The sequence below is a fragment of the Nostoc sp. genome (genome assembly GCF_036916655.1).
Classification (GTDB): Bacteria; Cyanobacteriota; Cyanobacteriia; order Cyanobacteriales; family Nostocaceae; genus Nostoc.
This window is the reverse complement of record NZ_JBALFY010000109.1, coordinates 1-18,990: the sequence shown is the minus strand read 5'-3', so window position 1 is coordinate 18,990 and position 18,990 is coordinate 1. Positions and strand designations below refer to the sequence as shown.

The 18,990-nt window shown below is 41.5% G+C and carries 19 protein-coding genes; 8 read left to right on the top strand and 11 right to left on the bottom strand.

Features of this window, described 5'->3' with window-relative positions:
• The 5 genes from V7L31_RS29640 to V7L31_RS29620 form a co-directional block, all read right to left on the bottom strand.
• Positions 1 to 1,163: tetratricopeptide repeat protein (locus V7L31_RS29640; RefSeq protein WP_334699540.1), on the bottom strand; the 1,163-nt coding region annotated here is incomplete at its 3' end.
• Between the two features lie 158 nt (positions 1,164 to 1,321).
• Positions 1,322 to 1,723, bottom strand: a complete 402-nt coding sequence (locus V7L31_RS29635) for a transposase family protein (RefSeq protein WP_334699539.1) — start codon at positions 1,721 to 1,723, stop codon at positions 1,322 to 1,324.
• A 28-nt stretch (positions 1,724 to 1,751) separates the two neighbouring features.
• Positions 1,752 to 2,246 carry a helix-turn-helix domain-containing protein gene (locus V7L31_RS29630; protein ID WP_334699538.1) on the bottom strand — a complete coding sequence of 165 codons (495 nt, stop codon included), beginning with the start codon at positions 2,244 to 2,246 and terminating at the stop codon, positions 1,752 to 1,754.
• A gap of 9 nt (positions 2,247 to 2,255) precedes the next feature.
• Complete coding sequence (locus V7L31_RS29625) at positions 2,256 to 3,350, bottom strand: CHAT domain-containing protein (RefSeq protein ID WP_334699537.1); 1,095 nt, start codon at positions 3,348 to 3,350, stop codon at positions 2,256 to 2,258.
• A gap of 81 nt (positions 3,351 to 3,431) precedes the next feature.
• Positions 3,432 to 3,758, bottom strand: coding sequence for a hypothetical protein (locus V7L31_RS29620; protein ID WP_334699536.1), 327 nt, complete (start codon positions 3,756 to 3,758; stop codon positions 3,432 to 3,434).
• A gap of 488 nt (positions 3,759 to 4,246) precedes the next feature.
• On the opposite strand from V7L31_RS29620, the gene V7L31_RS29615 reads away from it, so the two are divergent.
• The gene (locus tag V7L31_RS29615; RefSeq protein ID WP_334699535.1) at positions 4,247 to 4,951 is read left to right on the top strand and encodes a mobilization protein; all 705 of its coding nucleotides are present in this window, start codon (positions 4,247 to 4,249) and stop codon (positions 4,949 to 4,951) included.
• 482 nt (positions 4,952 to 5,433) lie between these two features.
• Positions 5,434 to 6,156: a class I SAM-dependent methyltransferase gene (locus V7L31_RS29610; protein WP_334699534.1), complete on the top strand. Its 723-nt coding sequence runs from the start codon at positions 5,434 to 5,436 to the stop codon at positions 6,154 to 6,156.
• A gap of 105 nt (positions 6,157 to 6,261) precedes the next feature.
• Here the strand turns inward: V7L31_RS29610 and V7L31_RS29605 are convergent, their stop codons facing one another.
• The 3 genes from V7L31_RS29605 to V7L31_RS29595 all read right to left on the bottom strand — a co-directional run bounded on the left by V7L31_RS29605 (position 6,262) and on the right by V7L31_RS29595 (position 8,465).
• Positions 6,262 to 6,690, bottom strand: a complete 429-nt coding sequence (locus V7L31_RS29605) for a YidH family protein (RefSeq protein ID WP_334699533.1) — start codon at positions 6,688 to 6,690, stop codon at positions 6,262 to 6,264.
• A 324-nt stretch (positions 6,691 to 7,014) separates the two neighbouring features.
• Positions 7,015 to 7,677, bottom strand: a complete 663-nt coding sequence (locus V7L31_RS29600; RefSeq protein WP_334699532.1) for a hypothetical protein — start codon at positions 7,675 to 7,677, stop codon at positions 7,015 to 7,017.
• Between the two features lie 80 nt (positions 7,678 to 7,757).
• Positions 7,758 to 8,465, bottom strand: coding sequence for a cadmium resistance transporter (locus tag V7L31_RS29595; RefSeq protein WP_334699531.1), 708 nt, complete (start codon positions 8,463 to 8,465; stop codon positions 7,758 to 7,760).
• Between the two features lie 206 nt (positions 8,466 to 8,671).
• Between V7L31_RS29595 and V7L31_RS29590 the strand changes: the two genes are divergently transcribed.
• Positions 8,672 to 9,643 (top strand): LysR substrate-binding domain-containing protein, encoded by a 972-nt coding sequence (locus V7L31_RS29590; protein WP_334699530.1) that lies wholly within the window; start codon positions 8,672 to 8,674, stop codon positions 9,641 to 9,643.
• Between the two features lie 488 nt (positions 9,644 to 10,131).
• On the opposite strand, the gene glpK is transcribed toward V7L31_RS29590, so the two are convergent.
• Together glpK and V7L31_RS29580 are read right to left on the bottom strand one after the other, a co-directional pair.
• The gene (gene glpK, locus V7L31_RS29585; protein ID WP_334699541.1) at positions 10,132 to 11,646 is read right to left on the bottom strand and encodes a glycerol kinase GlpK; all 1,515 of its coding nucleotides are present in this window, start codon (positions 11,644 to 11,646) and stop codon (positions 10,132 to 10,134) included.
• 588 nt (positions 11,647 to 12,234) lie between these two features.
• Positions 12,235 to 13,527, bottom strand: coding sequence for a hypothetical protein (locus V7L31_RS29580; protein WP_334699529.1), 1,293 nt, complete (start codon positions 13,525 to 13,527; stop codon positions 12,235 to 12,237).
• A gap of 537 nt (positions 13,528 to 14,064) precedes the next feature.
• Between V7L31_RS29580 and thrB the strand changes: the two genes are divergently transcribed.
• From thrB to V7L31_RS29565, 3 genes are all read left to right on the top strand, one after another.
• Positions 14,065 to 14,979 (top strand): homoserine kinase, encoded by a 915-nt coding sequence (gene thrB, locus V7L31_RS29575; RefSeq protein ID WP_334699528.1) that lies wholly within the window; start codon positions 14,065 to 14,067, stop codon positions 14,977 to 14,979.
• Positions 14,980 to 15,021: 42 nt separating this feature from the next.
• Positions 15,022 to 15,531 (top strand): hypothetical protein, encoded by a 510-nt coding sequence (locus V7L31_RS29570; protein WP_334699527.1) that lies wholly within the window; start codon positions 15,022 to 15,024, stop codon positions 15,529 to 15,531.
• A 434-nt stretch (positions 15,532 to 15,965) separates the two neighbouring features.
• Positions 15,966 to 17,579 carry an NAD(P)H-quinone oxidoreductase subunit 4 gene (locus V7L31_RS29565; protein ID WP_334699526.1) on the top strand — a complete coding sequence of 538 codons (1,614 nt, stop codon included), beginning with the start codon at positions 15,966 to 15,968 and terminating at the stop codon, positions 17,577 to 17,579.
• A gap of 232 nt (positions 17,580 to 17,811) precedes the next feature.
• Here the strand turns inward: V7L31_RS29565 and V7L31_RS29560 are convergent, their stop codons facing one another.
• Positions 17,812 to 17,949, bottom strand: a complete 138-nt coding sequence (locus tag V7L31_RS29560) for an antitoxin (RefSeq protein WP_334699525.1) — start codon at positions 17,947 to 17,949, stop codon at positions 17,812 to 17,814.
• A 78-nt stretch (positions 17,950 to 18,027) separates the two neighbouring features.
• Here V7L31_RS29560 and V7L31_RS29555 point away from each other — a divergent pair, with 78 nt between their 5' ends.
• Both V7L31_RS29555 and V7L31_RS29550 read left to right on the top strand, forming a co-directional pair.
• Positions 18,028 to 18,378, top strand: a complete 351-nt coding sequence (locus V7L31_RS29555) for a hypothetical protein (RefSeq protein ID WP_334699524.1) — start codon at positions 18,028 to 18,030, stop codon at positions 18,376 to 18,378.
• Positions 18,379 to 18,499: 121 nt separating this feature from the next.
• Positions 18,500 to 18,853 carry a hypothetical protein gene (locus V7L31_RS29550; protein ID WP_334699523.1) on the top strand — a complete coding sequence of 118 codons (354 nt, stop codon included), beginning with the start codon at positions 18,500 to 18,502 and terminating at the stop codon, positions 18,851 to 18,853.
• The last annotated feature ends 137 nt before the right edge of the window (positions 18,854 to 18,990 follow it).

Genomic DNA, 18,990 nt, shown 5'->3' with positions numbered 1-18,990 from the left:
GCCTTGCCTTGGACATCGCCGATTTGTTCAGTGATAGCGAGGGATTGTTGATAAAGGGCGATCGCTTCTTCTATTTCTCCGCTATTGGCTTTGAGTATTCCCAAACAGTGCAACGTCGCCGCCTTGCCTTGGACATTGCCGATTTGTTCTTCGATAGCGAGGGATTGTTGATAAAGGGCGATCGCTTCTTCTATTTCTCCGCTATTGGCTTTGAGTATTCCCAATTGGCTTAACGTCGCCGCCTTGCCTTGGACATCGCCGATTTGTTCAAAGATAGCGAGGGATTGTTGATAAAGGGCGATCGCTTCTTCTATTTCTCCGCTATTGGCTTTGAGATATCCCAAATAGTGCTTAATTGCCGCTTGTTCTTGTTTATCTTCTAAAGGACAAAGGTTTAACGCTTGTTGATAATGCTTTAGTGCCTGATCAACCTCACCAACTTGGCTTTGACAATAAGCCATAAACTTGAGAACGCGATAGTCTTCAGTAATTTCTAAGGTTGATTTGCACAGCTGCACCGCTTCCCTAAATCGACTTTGATGCAACCAGCGATTTGCTAAACTGCTTGCTATGTTGGCTGCTTTTTTTTCTTCCTTACCCAGCAACGCCAACCGATGAATTTCTAACCGTTGTTCCTCGATTTCTGTGTTCGCCTCTTCCCACCAAAGACGATACAGCGCCTCAGCCGCTTGCTTATGCAATTCCCCATTTGACGCTATCTGCACAGGCAAAATGCGCGGCACTCGTAACGCCTCATCATGGCTTACTTCCAACAGTCCCAACGCCACTGCTCGACTAATATAATGTTCCAAATTGGCGATGCTATCACAAACTGCGGCTAAAGCTTTCCTTGGTACTGGCAACTCAAACACCAAACCCCGTGACAACATCTCCCGCATGGTTGTATCCATCTGTGCCAGCAGCGCCTCTGCTAGAACTTGCTCTCGCAACTCCACCGGATCTGCTGCTAACCGATTCAAAATTGCCGCCACATCAACAGTTGTATTTTGCAGAATCTTATCCAACCATTCCAGCAAGCGGGGATTACCATCCGCTAACTTCTGCGCTTGTGATTTTAACGCCTCATCCACCTGAGATTCTGCACCAAAGGCTGTGAGGCGACTAAACTTTTTTTGCAAATCTGCGCCTTGCAGTGCATCCAACGGCTAGACATCTCCGAAAACGTTCAAAGCCTTTATGCGGCTAGGCTATAGTCCGTAAATGCAATCAGCCTAAATTAGCTAGTTTGTACGACAGAATAATGCTTTGAAATATTTACTGTTGATAATTAGGCAAAAACATCTAGTTATATGCGTTAATTTTAACCTAACGACATAGCAGATATTTTTAATGGTAATATTAGCGCTCTAATTCGTAATCTGACTAATCCACAAATTGTCCAAATAACTTGTTCATACTTTTTGGGATTTAACCTAAATCTGTCTTGAACAACTCGAAAGATTTTTACCGAACGAATTCGATGTTCGACAAATATTCGTTTAGAGGAAAATTCTTTGTTTGATTTTTTCTGGTCAGTTGTTAACTCTTTATTTCTTGGTTTCTTAATTGGAGTATCAATTAAATCTTCTCCTATATAACCTAAATCTCCCTTAAAACTTTGTTTGGGGTCAAAATTATCACGATTTTCTCTAAACATTGTTATATCACTTTTTGGACCTGGTTCTCCTGCCACAACATCAACGATATCTCTACCATCTGGCATAATGATTATTTGGCTTTTAAATGTATGATTACTTTACATGAGATGAAAAATATTTTTCTTGTTCCTCATTATCTCCGGGTCTTTCCCTGACTTGTTCATAGCTATCTACAATTAATTCATACTCTGTAAGTATTTCTTGAACTACCATCAAGTCAGACTCGTTTTTTTTTACTTGTTCAATTAAACTGCATGGAAGCAATTCTGTCAGTATTGGCAACCAATAATTAAATGTGTCATTCGCTGTCGATTCACTCACTCCAAACTGGATACCAAGAAGTTGAAATGTCGTCATTTGTCTGAGATACACCAAGGTTAAAATTATTTGTTCTGTAACAGATAGTTTTGGTTTTCGACCTCCACCGCCAGCAATAATTCTAATTTTTTTTGATTCTTGTAAAGCTTGTTTTTCATAATTTAATTGTTCGGCATTTTTGATTAATTGTTGTAACTGTTCATACTCCAGACCAATTAACCTCCGTGTTTCTTTAGGATTTTCTTCAATGTGCTTCAGTATATTACTCATATTTATGTGTCAAAAAACTTCTCTCTCTAATGTTCTTTTATCACAGAATGATACTATTTTGGAGATGTCTAATGAACTCGGTAAATTGCCTGCTGCATAAAGCCGCAATAAATGCCAATCCCGCGCTTTGTTCTTAATTAATGTTTGGTATGTACAAGCAACAGCCTCAATGATTTGCTTTCCGGCTGATAATTCCTCATATAATGCGGCTGCTGCGGCTGTAGCATCAGCATCTAAAACATTTTGACCCCAACCCAAAACCGCTTTTGCACCAGATTTCAGCAATTCTTCAGCCATTGACGGCACAGAACCGCCATTGCCAGCTTGCCCAGTGCGACAACCAGAGACGAAAATGAGTTTAGGCAATCGAAATTGTAATTTTTGGGCGATATCCCCAGCACTGGCATAGAAAGCTTCACCTGTTGCCGTTTCTGTAATCAAGCGGGGTTGCCCATCTTGTAAAGTAGCATGACCCGTCAGGTGTAAAACATCAAAATAATCCCTGCCGTAACCATTGACTAAATAACCCAACTCCGACAAACAGCCGCTTTCTTCCACCGTCAGCGCTAAAGGTTGCCGCTTTGTCGCCTCCAAAATCCGTGCTTCCTCTCCCTCAAAATCCAGCACAGGCTCGACATTCAACGGCGAAGTCGCCATAAACAAAACTTGCAGCGCCCGGTTTTCTGGTTCCCCTTCAATGGTTAATTTTTTTACCGTGCTATCTGACATCCACCGCACCGGGACAATAGCCGGGACACGCTGCACTAAAAAACCATTGCCATCGTGCAGCACTTCCCAAGGCAGATGAGCAAGTTTTTCAGATGTGGCGATCGCTAACACAATCCCCTCTCGCCGATGCTTATCTAGTAAGGGTTGCAGAGTGCGATCGCTCCCATCTAACCAGTTATACAACCGCCGTCCAGTTACCGTATAATCCTCTGGGAAAAACGAAACGTAATAATCTCGCTCCGCCAACTTAATCAAATCGGTGATTTCTGATAGAGAGAGCGATCGCTTTTTATACTGATTAGGATTATCAACAAAATAACGTAACTCTACGTAATTCTCATCAATCGGCTTGAGGTCGAGGTGGAGGGTTTGCACGTTCTCAATCTTGAGACTTCAGTATTTACCCCAAGTCTACCACCCCCAATTCCGTAATAACAGACGCGATTAATGGCGTTTCTACGATTCTAAAATTTGGCGAATTTCTTCCAGGGTTGCATCTTCTAAAAGCAATCGCCTACCATTGCGCCCGACAATCAACACCTTTTCAATTCTTTTACCAGACTGTTTAGCTTTATACTCTTGATACCACTTGCGGATTTGTTCAGCAATAGCGATTCCTCCGCCAACAATACCAACGATGGTAGCAACTGTTGCTGTTACTCCTTCTCTTTCCGGTGCATCTGAACTCACTGCATAGTTACCAGATATACCAGGAATTGCCAAAAGCGCCTCTGTTGCTGCAACTGCATCTTCTGCTGCGATCGCCAACTGTATTTCTGCCATAGTCTTGTTCTGCAAGTAACTCCAGGCTTATTTTAAACAACATCCCAAGGTAGTTTATTCTAAAAATTCCTAATTCTTGTCGTAAAGAATATCTGAAAACCTAAATTTTCGGTTTTTAGTTCTCAATCAACTTACAAAAAGGGGCTTAACCCGCATTTCTCACAAGCTCCAAAGCGATTGATGATGAGTAATAAGTAATAAGTAATGGGTAATAAGTAAAATTTTTAACTCATAACTCATAACTCCTTACTCACTACTCATTACTCCTCCATTCGAGGTGTGGTGAGAAATCTGGGTTAAGCCTCTTGTTTTGTCTTAGTCCGTGCAGACGGACTTTGCCTGTGTAAAATGAGACTATTGGAAAAGTATATCTAAATCACGGTTATACTTTCTCATAAAACCAACAAAACAACTGGGCGGCAATGTCCAAAAAGTTCTTAGTTTGGGAAAGATGTATCAGACTTTAATAATTATTAGAGGTGGCTGTAATGCCGACGATTCATTTCGTAGATGGTGAAAAAGGCGGGGTAGGAAAATCTCTCTTTACCAGGACAATGATTCAGTATTGCCTGGATAAGAAAATCCCATTCGTACCCGTGGAGACAGATAGATCGAATCCAGATGTTGCGGGGGTATATAAGGAGATATGTAAATATGCCGTTTTTAGTGAAAATGAACGACAGTCAAATAAGGCAGATAGAATATTTGAGTGGGCGATAGAGAAGCCAGTAATTGTGAATTTAGCTGCACAATCCCATAGAGCAGTACAAGGGTGGATTGAATCTAATCAATTAATTGAACTCGGAAGTTCGCAGGGAGTGACATTTTGCAAATGGTTTGTATCCACAGGAGGATACGACAGCATCAACCTATTTACTCAGTCAGTGAATACCTACGGTGAGAAAATATCCCATATTCTGGTGAGGAATTTAGGGCTGTGTGATGATTGGGAGCATCTAGAGTCAGACTCCAATTTTCAGAACATAGTCAATAAATATCAGATAAGAGTTATGGATTTTCCGAAGTTAGCATATAGAGAAAGAAACATAATTGACCAAAATCGCCTAACGTTTGCAGAAGCTAGAGAGTATAAAGAATTTGGGATAATTGGGAAACAGAGAGTGGTGAATTTTCTGAAGCTTGCTTATGGTGCTTTTGAGAAAGTAGGTATTTGGTATGAAAAACTTGAATAGTTTTGCTGTCAGCTTGTGTTAGTAGGTTTTTGATAAGCTAAAAAACATCTAATTTGCATAATCGAATTAAACATAACTCTTGTGGAGTGGGCATCTTGCCATTAGTGTCAACTTAACGCGAAAGCAAGTCTAGAACTAGCTTTTAGATTACCTCGTTCCCAGTCTCCGACTGGGAATGCTCATCATTGAGGCTCTGCCTCTTTTGCTGGCGGCAGAGCCGCCAAGAGCAGCATTTCCAGCCGGAGGCTGGAAACGAGGTTTTAAAAGAGTTTCAGCTTAAGTTGACACCAATGGCATCTTGCCTGCCCAGCTTATGCAATTTAAACATGGAACAGCTTATCAGTGAAAACCAAGGGGGGCAGGAGGGGGAACCACCCACAAGGGACAAGGCTTTCACCTCCGAACCGCAGGGGGAAACTCTATCTTCCCCCTACCTCTTGTGAATTTGACTACAATCCTTAGAAAGAGTAGTAAAAACCTAAATGTCTAAAAAGTCCGATTCTCAGTTCCAAAATCTCTTTAGTTCACCCAAATCAAGCAACTGGGACGAAAGATTAGGCCAAATAGCCTATCGCTTTAACCGCGAGTATCAACGTGAAACCTTTGAACTCCCAGAAGAAGTACAAGCGATGCCGATATTCCGCGAGTGGATTGCTGGGAGTTTCTCAGGGAGAATTGCTTCACCTTTCTGGGAAATTGCTAAACCTCAAAAAAACCAGCACTGTATAGATATTGGCTGTGGGATCAGCTTTTTAATTTATCCTTGGCGGGATTGGCAAGCATTTTTTCACGGGCAAGAAATCAGTAATGTGGCACGCGATACCCTTAATTCCCGTGGGCCGCAGTTGAATTCTAAGCTGTTCAAAGGTGTTGAGTTGGGGGCAGCCCATCAGTTAAACTACTCACCAGAGCAATTTGACATTGCGATCGCCACAGGATTTAGCTGCTATTTTCCACTCGAATATTGGGAAGCTGTACTAGCAGAAGTCAAGCGGGTATTAAAACCAGGTGGACATTTTGTATTTGACGTTCTCAATCCAGAACAGCCTTTAGCAGAAGATTGGGCAGTTCTAGAAACCTATTTGGGTGCTGAAGTGTTTTTAGAGCCTTTGGCTAAGTGGGAAAAAACCATTAAAACGGCTGGTGCTAAAATAGTGACGCAGAAATCAGGGGAATTATTTGAGTTGTATAAGATCCGATTTTAAAAATCTTACAGCAGATTTCAAATTGGCGATTTATACAAGCTAAGTCTGTTACCAAGCTGTAAAGCGTGTTTTACTCCTGAATTCTGAATTCTGAATTCTGATGTATTACTCAGGGATAACTGGACTCATGGGATCTAAAGAAGTTGTAAAGACAAAATAGATTACCCCAGTTCCGAGAATCATCACAGCCAGACTGAACAGCAATACCCAACGGTCTGTTGGTTCATAAGTATCTTCTTCGATATCACGACGGACAGCGAAATAGTGTGACGTTGAGAGCCAGACTGTGATTAAACCCACCAGCGAGAAGACTAAACCTAACTTCCAGCCGTTGCCAGGACGGGGTACTAAAGGCACATGGAAGGCACGCAAACGCACGATAACTACACCAAAACCTAAAAGAGCAATCCCTGTCCGCATCCAAGCGAGGTAGGTACGCTCATTTGCCAAGTGATCTCTGACTCTAGACGGATTCAGTCGTCCTGCCTTTTTTTTATCTTGTTCTTCTTCTGTAGGTTTCAATTTTAACTGCATCAATAACACCCTTATCCCCAAAGCGGCTCTTATCAAAAAAATGCGAAGGTAGTAGGAAGTCTCTTTCCAAATAACTCGCACAGAGCGCAATATTTGCGCTACTGAAATATGCTTCCTGTGATTGTACATTTATTTTTTCCAGAATTTATTTTAATGCAGATATCGAAATAAAACAAGCCTAAAATCGAGGATAGATAAATTCAAAAAAAATAGCCAAGATCAGAGAGATGTTTCACCAGTGTTTGTCCTGTTTTTCTCTGATTTTGGCTATTACCCTGTTGAAATTCAGAACAATCATTCAAAAATAGACTATAGAGTTCTATTTCAAGACTGATTGCTAGGCGCATTAGGAACTCGTGTATTTATGAGATCCTGCGATATATCTGGGATAAACCAGTTAGCCTCTTTGCTGCTAACAACTTTTACAGTTGGGACATTCAATTCAATTGCAGCACTATCTGGATTCTTCTTAATTACCAACTGAGTTCCATCAAGGATCTTCAAAGCCGCCGCGCCTGTCAATTCTTCACCTTGCCCATTAGGACTAGAGGTGAAATTTGCTACCTGGACATCATTCGGTAGATAAATGCCATCACAATCCCAGTTATTTTTAGTGGATTGACCATCAGCTAGAAAATATAGACCATTCTCGTATACGGCATCTTCATTGTCTTCATCATTTGGTCTTTTACCGTATACCGCTATGGTATTACCTGTTTGGTTGTTGCATTGACCCCAATTAATTCCCGTCTCTAAAGCATATTTTTGCAGTGTTAACTCCTGGGTTCTCTTTTGAATTTCTTCTGATGTAATACCTTCAACTTGAGTTTGAGTATCTTTTGTCTGCGAGAGTTGCTTAAGTGCTTTAGTGACTTCGATATAATCAGGGTTTTTGCTAAATTTTGGTCTATCAGCAAAAGAAGGTTGAGCAAAGGCGAGATTGGCGATAATTATTAAGAGAATTAGCAGAGATTTCCAGATTTTCATGTTTTGATTCCTGTTGATGGGTAAGATATTTTCCAGTTTAGAATTCATTTTGATCAGAGAATTGATGATGCACCTCTTTATTAGACACTTAACTTTTCTTGTTCTTCACTCGATTGTTGAGTATTGAAGCCTAAAATCAATGAGAATATATAACTAGAAACTACAGATAAAAGAGTCCAAGTAACATTTTCGGAGACAATAAACACGCCCAAACCAATCAAAATACAAGGTACAAATGTGTTACCATTTTCAGTTAAAAAGTTGGCGATCGCAGGCAAGTAGGTTAACTTACAAGCGGTATAACACCATACACCTACCATTGTAAAAAATACACCTAGTATTACCAGCAGACTATCTAATTCCGAGTTGGCAAACAGAGGCACATAGACGCTGATATTATCACTGCCATTAGCAAAGGCGATCGCAGCGACATTGCAAGTTTGTGGAGAGAGAAAATTTCCAATTATAGAGGGACAAGACGGTTCAGTTTCTTCGGCTTCCTCTTGTGAATCCTCTTCGCGTTTTAGTAAACTGCTCACACCAATGATTATGGGCATTAAGCCAAGTAGTCTAATCCAGTCCTGCGGTATGATGAGTCCACCGAAGAAACCGGGAAGGCTAGCAACGATCAATGCTGCAAAACCGAGATACTGACCAGCCAGGATATGACGACTACGGAACGTTTTACTTATTTGTGAAAAAAGCAACGTCAGAATGACAATATCATCGATGTTGGTGGCAGTGAATGCGGTAATCCCTGTGGTAATTGCAGTTACTAAATCGCTCATTTTTGGAAATCCTTATTTTGATGCTTGGGCTTGGGGCATTAGGCATTGCTTATTTCCCCTTGCTCTCTACTTGGCCGTTTGAGTCCGTGCCGAAGCCTTGATTTATACTTTAGTCAAATTAACCGATAGAATCAAATGCTTTTATTTGTCAAAATGATAAATGAAAGTGATTAAAATTTTGACACCAAGTTGTAGGGATACCATAAATGGCAGGAATGACGCTTGAGCAGCTAAAAATCTTTCTGGCTGTGGCGCAGAACTTACACTTTACTCGCGCAGCCGAGGAACTTTACATTACACAACCTGCTGTCAGTGCAGCGATTCACAACTTAGAGCAAGAATACGGTGTGAAACTATTCCATCGGATTGGTCGCCACATCGAGATTGCTGAGGCGGGTAAATTACTGCAAGTGGAAGCGCAGAAAATTCTCGATCAAGTTTCCTTGACTGAAAGGGGATTGCGAGAATTGAACAATCTGCAACGGGGTGAATTGAAATTAGGATCGAGTCTGACAATTGGCAACTACTGGCTACCAAGTAAGATTAGTGAGTTTAAAAGCCAATATCCTGGTATCCAGATTGACTGCACCCTTGCCAATGCCGAAACGATTTGTGTTGGTACAGCGATGGGACAGTTTGATTTAGGTTTGGTGGAAGGAGATGTGAAGCCGGCGCTTCAGAATACTCTGGAGTACGAAATAGTGGGGAGCGATCGCTTGCAAATTGTGGTTGGTCAAAAACACCCTTGGTTTGAGTGGGGAGAAGTTGATTTAAGCCAACTAACTCAAACTCCTTGGGTGATGCGGGTGCGGGAATCGGGAACACAGCAAAGATTTGAGGAAGCGTTGCAAAATTGGGGGATCAACCTCAGCGAACTGAATGTAATTTTAGTATTTACCAGTGGCGAGATGGCAAAAGCTGCAATTGAAAATGGCGTGGGTGCAACTGGAATTTCTGAGTTGATGGTAAAAAAAGAAATTCAGTTGGGGACTCTACGGGCAATTCGAGTTATTGATAATAGAGAAGGCAACGGTGCAATTGCAGAAATAGTCCGACCTTTTTTCAAACTCAAGCATCGTCAGCGTTTTCAAACTGCTCTTTCTAAAGTCTTTGAGCAAATGTTGATATCGTCTATGTTAGATGGCTCATATCAGCATTTATCAGAATCAGTTATTTAACGACAGCTATTTTCACGTAAATAGACCACGCGGTAGGGACACAGCATTGCTCTTTGGTGTCAACTTAACGCGAAACCGCTTGTCCGCCGGAAATTGAAATTCCCGTCTCATAGCTAAAGTCATCTGAAGATGACTAAAAATCTCCAGTCTACTTCAGTAGACTTAAGCTAAAAGCCAAAGAAATTTATTTTTGAAGTAATAAGTAATGGGTATTACTTATTACTCATTACTCATTACTCATTACTCATTTATTTATTTCCGGGCGGGCATGGAAGCCAACAGATAAGCTATTTCCAGCTTAAGTTGACACCCATGAGCATTGCTGTGCCCTTACAACAGATGTAGTTCAAATACATAAAAACTGCTGTAACAAAAAAGAATTCAGAAATCAGCAGCCAGAATTCCGAATTGAATTCTGTGTGACTGGTGGACTTCGGCGTGAGTGTTACCGCTATACGAGAGGCTGTGCCAACGATATTAAGTCTAGGCTAATCTTCCCAAGCGAGAGTACGTTTCACAGCTTTTTGCCAAGTAGCAAAGTTGGACAAGGGAAAATCGCTTTTTGGCTCAAACACATACTCAATCTGCCGTTGTCTGACCAGTTCTTCATAGCTCTCCCAAAATCCTACAGCTAAACCTGCTGCAAATGCTGCACCCTGAACGGTTGTATCACGCATAATCGGACGTTCGACTGGAATACCTAACACATCAGCCTGAAACTGCATCAGAAAATTGTTCTCGCAAGCACCGCCATCTACAGTTAATCGCCCAACTGGAATACTGCTAGATGCATTTATCGCTTGCACCACCTCCAGGACTTGATAGGCGATCGCTTCCAGCACGGCGCGAACTAGATGCTCTGGTTCTACGCTGGCGGTAATGCCAAAAAAGGCTCCCCTCGCGCTCATATCCCAGTAGGGCGCACCCAATCCACTAAATGCAGGCACAAAATATACTCCGCCATTATCTTTTACCTGATTTGCCATCGCTTCAGTTTCAGCAGCAGTTTTAATCAACTTGAGGCGATCGCGCAGCCATTGGATACAAGCTCCACTAGTAAACATACTGCCTTCTAGAGCATAGCCTACATCTAAATCTCCGCTTGGCTTTCTTTGTGTCCAGGCAATAGTAGAAATAAGTTGATGGTGCGATTGCACAATCTTATCGCCTGTGTGAGCAACCAAAAAGCTACCAGTACCATAAGTACATTTAATTAAACCGGGGCGATCGCAGCCATGACCAAATAGAGCAGCTTGCTGATCTCCCAAGATGGCAGTAATGGGAATTTCAGCACCCAACAAGTTACTATCAGTGACTCCAAATACTCCTAAACTGAGCTGAATCTGAGGCAAAATATGAATCGGAATTTGAAACAGATCCAATAAAACTTCATCCCATTCACAGGTTTTGAGATTCATTAGCATTGTACGGCTGGCGTTGCTGTGGTCAGTCGCATGGACTTTTCCACCTGTGAGGTTCCACAACACCCAGGTATCAATAGTGCCAGCTAAGACATTGTTCAGGTCAACATCGGTAAACTTGTCTAAGAGCCATCTGAGCTTGGTAGCAGAAAAATAAGCATCGATGATTAATCCAGTGCGATCATAAATTTCTTCAGCGTAGCCTTGCTCTTGTAACTCGTGGCAAAGGGGAGCAGTGCGGCGATCTTGCCAGACGATCGCTCTATGGAGTGGTTTACCAGTAGTTTTGTCCCAAATCAAACAGGTTTCGCGCTGTACAGTTAGTCCCAAAGCTGCGATCGCTGATGGAGCAATTTGAGCATTCTCAATTGCAGTTTGCATTACCCAACAAGTATCCTGCCAGATTTGTTGAGGGTCATGTTCTAACCATCCAGGTTGAGGATAATGCTGAGTTAGTTCTTTATATGCCTGCCCAACAATTTTGCCGTCTGCGTTAAATACAAAGGCGCGGTTGCCTGTCGTACCTAAGTCCAGTGCTAAAATGTAGCCCGATGATGGAGTTGTGTTGCCAAGTATGTACATAGCCGCTTTGAATGCTGCATAGGCGTAGCCCGTCGTAGGCAATGCGTTCAATCAGATATACATTATTTTGGGTACATTTTGAATTCCTTATTTGCATTGCATTGCCTTTACATTGCGTCCCTGTACATTTTTATCGAGTAAGGCAGTTATCGAACTCCAAGAAATAAATTATCCAATATTGTGGGGTGGGCAACATGAGCGCCCAGTCCATAAGGCAGGCAAGATGCCAGAGGTGTCAACTTACAGCTGTTTTCGATCAAACCCGCCACAAAAATAAATCATAAAACAAAGCCCAGTATTGCTTTTATTTGTGGCACGTTTGATTGCAATTTGCTGTAACGTGAAATCGCTTGTCCGCCGGAAATTGAAATTCCCGTCTCATAGCTAAAGTCATCTGAAGATGACTAAAAATCTCCAGTCTACTTCAGTAGACTTTACCTATTAGACCGGAAATTGATTTCCGGGCGGGCATGTCAGCCAACAGTTAAGCTATTTACAGCACAAGTAGACACCAATAGCAAGATGCCCACCCCACAAGAGTTAATTATTTTTTCGGAAGTTCCTTATTTGTTAATGCCCCTATCCCCTTCAACGAATGCCATCATTATCAATAGCACTGTAGCTGTCGCTGGGGAAAAGCCCCAACCAAGGGTCAGAACTAGGAGTTAAAAATAGTTGGGCGTATACTTTATCATTGAGCGCTTCCACACTCCTTGTTTGCCTACCCTGTATAAACCATTGATGAATTTGGCTGTGCAGCATGTATTCATTTCTGACTGTATCTAAAGCCATTGTGGCTTCAAATTGTTTTACTATTATCAGCAAGTTATCTTCCTGAGTGTTGGCAGACTGAGACTTTTTAGCTCTAATTAGAGAAATGCTGTTCTGATCTAGTTTGACATCAGCGGCATAGAGTTGAGCAATTTTGTCCCACACTTTCTGATCGGTTATTTCCGCTAAGGCATTTTGATTCCGTTCAGCATCAGACTGTAAAGCAGTTAGCATTGGTGTTTCAACTCTCATTTTAGAAACTGCTAGAGAGCTTGCTATTGCTGCTGTTGGTGGCTGAGTGGGATTTTTCGGAATTTCCACCAACTTAGGGGGAGACTGGATACCCAGGCGAGATAAATCTGCAACCCATTGAGCTTGGATTGAATTCAGGCGATCGCTATGGTATTTTCTTAAAAAAGACTCGCGATCGCTTGGTGTAAGTTTACTGTAACTTTTTACTGCTACTTCAGCCTGCTGTAGCTGGCGCAAAAATTCTTTGGGACTATATAACCCTGGAATTGCATCGATTGGACGACCTGATGCATCTAATATGTAATGGATGCTATTGCCTGTAATCGTTCGCTCTAACTTGCGTCCGTCGCCAAAATCAATAGTTACTTTGGGTACAGGACGCACTGATTGCCAGTGCAAAATGAAGCGGTCTTGAAGCAGTTTAGAAATTTCAACATTCGGATACAGTGCAACTCTGAAGAACCTACTATTCGCACAACTCAAATCTTGATCTAGCCTGCCCAATAATCGTAGAGATAAAATCGGTTTACCACTAGTTTTAGCAGCAGCTTTGGCTTGTTCTATATCAGTGTACCAGTACAGACGAGAGGCGTAACAGTCTCGTTGCTGGCAGAGTTCATCTAAAGCTACACGGAGTGCAGGGGAAGGTATAACTGTACCTGAAGAATTGCTATTTAAAGTATTGGCATGAGATTTGAGAAATACTTGTAATCCTGTTGGGCCTTGTTTCCGAAGTACAGAAACTTCTTGAGATAGCTTGGAGATTTCAGCTACAGGAGTTTGAGCCTCAGCTGTCTGCAAAAAACTGAAGCTAATTAACATGAATGCAAAAGGATATTTGAAGGTTATAAATTTCATAGATTTTCAGAGTTTACTAATATTTGATATGTGTGCTAATGGTTTTTATGAATCACTTTCAAGACCTTTATTAAAACCTTATAAATTACAAATTCTGCAAATTATATTTTTTGGGATTTGTAATTTTTTATAGTGTATCTGTAATATAGCAGTCCTAAATCACTCATGGCAATTAGACATAGAATTTTTACTGAGCCACAACTACTGCAATTCAAGGCTTGGAAGATGGATTAAGGAACAACACATCAAAGTATCGTGTTAATAACGACTAAAAACTATTACAACACGGCGTAAATAAACCACCCATTCAAAATCAATGAAACGCTTACGCTGTATTAATTTTGAATTTTGTTAGCGCAGCGTAAAGCCTGCGGCATGGCTTCTCTACGAGACGCTGCGCGAACGCTTAGAGCGAGTCTTCTCCCAAAGGGAGACGCTAAGAGCGAACGAGCCTCATTTTGAATTCCGCCTTGCGGTACTAGCTTCAAAGTGCTACCAATACGTGGGATGCTGGTTGATGATTAGTGAGTTTTACCAATGTCTGTTGTTTCTAGTATCACTGTTACTGTTCCCGCCACAACTGCTAATTTGGGGCCTGGTTTTGATTGCATCGGTGTAGCTTTAAAGCTATACAACCAATTCAAGTTCACTCGTTTAGAAGAGGGTGGGCTAACTATTCATGTTACTGGTACGGAAGCTGAACGTGTCCAAACTGATGAAAATAATCTCCTCTACCAAGCATTTGTCAAGTTCTATCAACATATAGAGCAAACACCGCCCATTGTAAAAATAGAGATTAAGTTAGGTGTTCCGTTAGCAAGGGGTTTGGGTAGTTCAGCCACAGCAATTGTTGCTGGGTTGGTTGCTGCTAATCAACTTGAGGGTACGCCGATCAGTCAGTCACAGGTAATGGAATTAGCGATCGCAATGGAAGGACATCCTGATAATGTAGTTCCAGCTTTGTTGGGAGGATGTCGTCTCGCTGCTACCAGTGGCAAAGCTTGGGAAATTTGTGATGTTCCCTGGCATAAAGATGTTGTCGCAGTTGTGGCTATTCCTGATTTTGAACTTTCCACTTCCGAGGCGCGGGGTGTTCTCCCAACAGAAGTAAGTCGTGCTGATGCGATTTTCAATACGGCACATTTGGGATTATTGTTGCGCGGCCTGGAAACTGGTAACGGACAATGGTTAAAGACTGCTCTACAAGATAGATTGCATCAACCTTATCGTAAAGCTTTGATTCCTGGTTATGATGCTCTTAACATCGCAGCTGTTAGCGCTGGTGCTTATGGTATGGTGATTAGTGGTGCGGGGCCAACACTGTTAGCTTTGGCAGATAAGTTACACTCAGAGGCAGTGGAGGCGGCGATGTTAGCTGCTTGGCAAGAAGAAGGAATTACAGCCGAGGTGCGATCGCTTTCTCTCGATACCCAAGGCGCAAAAATCTTTTAAAAAATCAGATGACTATTTTACTCAGCACTTAAAAGTCGATTTATGGAGCAAATTCAGGCTGAAATGGCGGCGCTTAACTCCCAAATACAGATTCTTTTAGAAGAACGCGCTGCACTCACTATTAATAATGTCATCTCTGGCGAGAATGATTCACCCCAGGCATTGGTGGAAGCGTACCGCCGTCAAGCCAGAGAAAATGCCCAATTATCAGTTGAAATCCAAGGCATCGATGCAGCGATCGCCGCCTTGGAAGGCAAGATCAAACAAAAACAAGGTAAGTTAGTGCGATCGCAAGGTGAATCAAAGGAACTTATCCTCCAGCAGCAGCTAGAGGAGGCTAAAGAAGTTGCTCAGATTCATGCTGAACGCATTAATCAACTAGCAGGTGAACTGGCCGCAGAAGTCCGTTTTCTCAAAGCTTGTGCCAATCAACTTAGTCCAATGTATTGGCAGATTTATTACAAGCCCTTCATTACTGGCTTCAAAACAATCTCTGTCCCCTATGTCCGCTCAGATGGGGAAGTTTGGACAATTGTCAACCGGATTGTTTAATGTTTTAGCCTTTTCGTTTGTATACAATACATTGACCTCTCTCCAAACCTCTCTTCTAAGAGGAGAGAGGCTTTGAATCTTACTCCCCTTCCCTATAAGGGAAGGGGCTGGGGGTTAGGTCTATGACTCAACTTAGAAGCGTAGACTAAATAGCCTTGACAATTGGGCTTAACCATGAAATATGACGGAATTGTAACGGCAGCTTTAGCTACCGTTTTTTGTTGACGTTGCAAAAGTTTACATTTAGAATGGGAAACGGCAAAATCCGATAAGTATTTATTCTTATTTATCCTGAAAAACTGACATTTGGCGAGTATATATTCCTATCAATATTAAAAAATTAATCTTTATAAAGCTCAACAATGTTTACAAAAGTAAAAATTCCTTAATATAATGTAACCAAAAGCGAGAAGTCAAATTGATTGTCAGAAGTGATGAATGCTATTGAATTTCCCTGGTTAACAGCCATAATCCTCTTACCCTTGGTGGCAGCCTTAGCCATCCCCCTGATCCCAGACAAAGAAGGTAGAACTGTCCGCTGGTATGGTTTGGGAGTTGCTTTTGCCGACTTTGCACTGATGATTTATGCCTTTTGGCACAACTACGACTTTCAAAGTTCAACACTCCAACTTGTAGAAAACTATCCTTGGATACCGCAATTGGGTTTGCATTGGGCTGTGGGGGTTGATGGTTTATCGATGCCCTTGCTACTTCTGACAGGCTTAATAAATACCCTCGCAATCTTCGCGGCTTGGAAAGTTACCACCAAGCCGCGATTATTTTATGGTTTGATGTTAGCGATGTATAGCGCCCAACTTGGCGTATTCGTTGCCCAAGATTTGCTGTTGTTCTTCTTAATGTGGGAAATCGAGTTAGTGCCGGTTTACCTGCTGATTTCCATCTGGGGAGGACAAAACCGCCGTTATGCAGCTACCAAATTCATTCTTTACACCGCGGCCGCATCAATATTTATCTTGATTGCCGGTTTTGCAATGGCATTCTCTGGAGATACCGTCACCTTCGATATGGCGACTCTGGGAATGAAAGAATATCCCAAAACCTTGGAATTATTGGTTTATGCAGGTTTCTTGATTGCCTTCGGTGTGAAGTTACCAATTTTCCCTTTACACACTTGGCTACCTGATGCCCACGGTGAAGCATCAGCACCCGGTTCGATGATTTTGGCTGGTGTACTGTTAAAAATGGGTGGTTATGCCCTCATCCGCTTCAATGTGGAAATGTTGCCCAATGCCCATGTGACTTTTGCGCCAGTGTTAGCAATCTTGGGTGTGGTGAACATTGTCTACGGTGCTTGCTGTGCCTTTGCCCAAACCAATCTCAAACGCCGCTTGGCTTACTCTTCAATTGCCCACATGGGGTTTGTGTTGATTGGCATTGCTTCCTACACAGAGTTAGGTATTAGCGGTGCAGTGCTACAAATGGTTTCCCACGGCTTGATTGCTGCTAGCTTGTTCTTCCTCTCTGGCGTGACTTATGATCGCACTCACACCTTGATGATGGATAAAATGGGCGGTATGGCCAAGGTAATGCCCAAAACCTTTGCTTTGTTTACCATTGGTTCAATGGCTTCTCTTGCCTTACCTGGAATGAGTGGTTTTGTGGGTGAATTAATGGTATTTCTCGGTATCGCCACCAGTGATGTTTACAGTTCCAGCTTCAAAATTGTAGTTGTGCTGCTGTCAGCCGTTGGCGTAATTTTGACACCAATTTATTTACTGTCGATGCTGCGTCAAGTGTTCTACGGTGAGCAAAATCAAGAGTTGCACTTGGATGCTGTAATATTTGATGTCAAACCCCGCGAAATATTTATTACCGCTTGTTTGCTGCTACCAATTATCGGAATTGGTTTCTATCCCAAATTAGCAACGCAGACTTATGATGTAAAGGCAGTAGAATTAGCCACCCATGCTCGTCAAGTTCTACCAGTAGTTGCTCATCAACAACCATCAAGTTTGTACTCGCGGATTTTCTCTGCACCAACATTGGCTAATTCTCAAGTTGAAAGTTCAATTAATATTTCTGAGTAAATTAACTTCCCATTAAGGGGCTGCAAGTAAATTCTAAATATTCAGGGGATAAAGGGGTGGTTTGATAACCACCCCTACAATTTTGGAATTTATTGAGTTGAAACAGATTTTTAAGTAGGAGCAATTCATGCAGGTATCGCATTTAAAAACTTTCTCTAGTGTCAATAACTGGCTGAACTCTAGAATTCATGAAGTCATCAGAAAAATTGTCTAGACTATCAATGAGGGATTCTCAAGGGTTGTCTTTGGCAATCAGGACAATGGCGTTACCAATTTTTTTGATATAAACTTCAGTCCCAGTAAGTTGAAAGTCTTCGGGTAAAATAACGATGTGGTGAGTGCCATCAGTGGTGAGTTTAGCAGTGTTCATGGTGTTATTGTCCTGAAATTAGCTAATATTTCTGGTCTGGTTAGCACGAAATTTGATAAATGCAACTCTGAAACTTGCTTGAGTAGCTCATCGTTAAACCGAATCTATGGAAATCCTAGCAGTCCTGCCGAGGAATATGATGGTGACGAAAGGATCAATATGGTAAAGGCGATCGCCTATGGCCAGTTATTTCTTGCCGAAAGTGATCGCAAACTGCATAAATATCTTACTTACTCAGGAACTTGCACAAGAATTGCGATCACATCGGAGACACGCTCAAAATTTTACCTATTTGTAAAAAACTGGGGTGATGCTTTCGGCAGCAGTGACATAGAGTCCTACCTTTTCCTGTTCGTAGACGCTGCGCCAACAATCGGCAAACCCCTAGAACACAATGTCATTACACCAGCTAAAATATCACTTGACTAAATTGTTATTGCTAAGTTATCTTTGCTTTTACAAAGGTATCATTAGCTACATCTATTGATAGTATTAAAGAACCATCTGAATGTATCTAATTATCTACTCAAGAAGATGTTATGGGCAGAATATGCAAAGAGTATTAGAAAACTTAGCTAACTGGGTTTTTCCTGCTTTAATTGGTGCTTTATTAAGTTTTATAGCTACTATTTTAGTTACTCAAGAACAAAACAAAACTCGATATTTGGACTATGTGGTTGATGAAACAAATATTATAGGTTCAGAAAGAAATATTCCCAAGGATAAGATAAAAGTTATTTTTAATAATGATAACAAAAATCCAGTACAAGAAGTTAGCCAATTTCAGTTTTTACTTTATAATCTATCTGATCAAGATTATGAAAATGTAGATTTATATATTGATATTAGTCCAAAGTCAAATATTATTAAACCTTTAACAATACAGCACTTGCGGCTGTTATGAGGTACAGTAGCAGCAACTAGCAAACCAGTTTCTTAAATGTTCAGGATTTATTAAATCTAGTGCAACTGAGATTAAGTTATCAACCATTTCTGTTGTAGTCGGAGCAAAACTGCGTAAAAAAGATTTAAGTTGTGACC